This is a genomic window from Roseisolibacter sp. H3M3-2, assembly GCF_029211165.1.
Classification (GTDB): Bacteria; Gemmatimonadota; Gemmatimonadetes; order Gemmatimonadales; family Gemmatimonadaceae; genus Roseisolibacter.
Window position 1 is genome coordinate 1 of the sequence record NZ_JARGEK010000570.1, and the last position, 2,108, is coordinate 2,108.

General features: G+C 75.3%; 2 protein-coding genes. One reads left to right on the forward strand and one right to left on the reverse strand.

Annotated elements, in window-relative coordinates:
- On the reverse strand, positions 1-1,035 hold a 1,035-nt coding region (locus PYV61_RS24620; RefSeq protein WP_275836524.1), incomplete at its 3' end, for an SPFH domain-containing protein.
- Between the two features lie 75 nt (positions 1,036-1,110).
- Here PYV61_RS24620 and PYV61_RS24625 point away from each other — a divergent pair.
- Positions 1,111-2,108: serine/threonine-protein kinase (locus PYV61_RS24625; protein WP_275836525.1), on the forward strand; the 998-nt coding region annotated here is incomplete at its 3' end.

Genomic DNA, 2,108 nt, shown 5'->3' on the forward strand with positions numbered 1-2,108 from the left:
GCCGAGGCGCGGCGCGGGGCGCTCCGCCGCCGGCGGGCCGGCCGCGGGCCCCGGCGTGACCGGCCCCGCGGCGCCGAGCAGCTGGCGCAGCCCGCCGAGCGCGCCCATCACCCCCGCCGCCTCGCTGGGGAGGAAGATCGTCGAGCCCTTCCCCTGCGCGAGCGACGGCAGCGACTCCAGGTACTTCACGCCGAGCAGGTAGTTGGCCGCCTGCCCCTCGGGGAGCGACGCGGCGATGCGGCGGATCGCCTCGGCCTCGGCCTCCGCCATCGTCAGGCGCGCCTCGGCGTTGCCCTGCGCGCGCAGCACCGCCGCCTCGCGCTCGCCCTCGGCGCGGCGCACCTGGCTCTCGCGCGCGCCCTCGGCCTCGAGGATCTGCGACCGCTTGCTCGCCTCGGCGTTGGTGACCGCGGCGCGGCGCTCGCGCTCGGCGCGCATGACGAGCTCCATCGACTGCTGGATGTCGCGCGGCGGGTCGATCGACTGCAGCTCGACGCGCGTCACGTCCACCCCCCACGAGATCGCCGCCTCCTCGATCACCTCGCGCATGCGGCGGTTGATCATGTCGCGGCTGGCGAGCGTCTGGTCGAGCTCCATCTCGCCCACGATGTTGCGCAGCGTGGTGCGGGTCAGCGTCTCCAGCGCGTACGGGAGGTTCTGCACCGCGTAGGTGGCCTTCTGCGGCTCGGCCACGCGGTAGTACAGGACGGCGTCGATGTCGATCGTGACGTTGTCCTTGGTGATGACCGGCTGGCTCGGGAAGTTGAGTACCTGCTCGCGCAGGTCGATCCGCGTCGTGGTGCGCGCGATCATCTTCTTGCCGCCCGCGACGTCCGCCTCGAGGTAGCGCACGTCGATGGCGCGCGGGCGCTCGAAGAACGGGATCAGGATGTTGAGCCCCGACGGGGCGAGGCGGTGGAACCGCCCCAGCCGCTCGACGACCATCACCTCGGCCTGCCCCACGATCTTGATCGCGGCGACGACGAGGGAGAGCGCGAGGGCGAGCAGGACGAGCAGGACGACGAGTCCGACCATCGGGGGCTCCGGTGGGGGGTGGGTCGGAAGCTATGCGGCTGGCGCCGCCGCGTCACGGCGCCCATCTTCGACCGCATGAGCAGCGGCACCTCCGGCCCGCACGCCGAGCGTGCCCCAGACGCCGCGCCGCCGGACCTGCTGGACGAGCTGCGCCGGGCCCTCGCCGGCCGGTTCGACGTCGAGCGGCTGCTGGGGGCGGGGGGGATGGGGAGCGTCTACGTCGGGCGCGACGTCACCCTCGACCGCCCGGTCGCGATCAAGGTCGTCAACCCCGACGTCGCGCTCGCGCCGACGGTGCGGCAGCGCTTCCTCGCCGAGGCGCGCACGGTGGCCCGGCTGCGCCACCCGCACGTCGTCGCGGTCCACGCCGCGGGCGAGGCCGGGGGGCTGCTGTACTTCGTGATGGAGTACGTCCCCGGCGAGAGCCTGCGCGACCGCCTCGCCCGCGACGGCCGCTTCGACGACGCCGAGGCGCTGGTGGTGCTCCGCGACCTCGCCCGCGCGCTCGGCTACGCGCACGCGCAGGGGGTCGTCCACCGCGACGTGAAGCCCGAGAACGTCCTCCTCGACGCCGAGTCGGGGCGGGCGATGCTCACCGACTTCGGCGTCGCGCAGGCGCTGGCGGCGCAGGACGAGGGGGACGGGCGGCTGACGGGGATGGGGATCGTCCTCGGGTCGCCGCGCTACATGAGCCCCGAGCAGGCGGCGGGGGAGCGCCAGCTCGACGGGCGCAGCGACGTCTACGCGCTCGGCCTCGTGGCGTACGAGATGTTCGCCGGCGAGCCCGCGGTCACCGCGACCAGCGCGCCGACGATCCTCATGAAGCACCTCACCGAGAAGCCGACGCCGATCGCGACGCGCAACGAGCGCGTGACGCCCGGGCTGGCGGCGGTGATCGAGCGCGCGCTGGAGAAGGACCCCGCGCAGCGGTGGGACTCGGCCGACGCGATGGCCGACGCGGTCGACGACCTGCTGGCCGCGGGGGAGGGGGCGACCGGCCCGTCGCGCGCGCGCCCCGAGGGGCGGCGGCTGGCGTCGCGGGCGAGCGCGGCGGCGCCGGCCGCCGCGCCGAC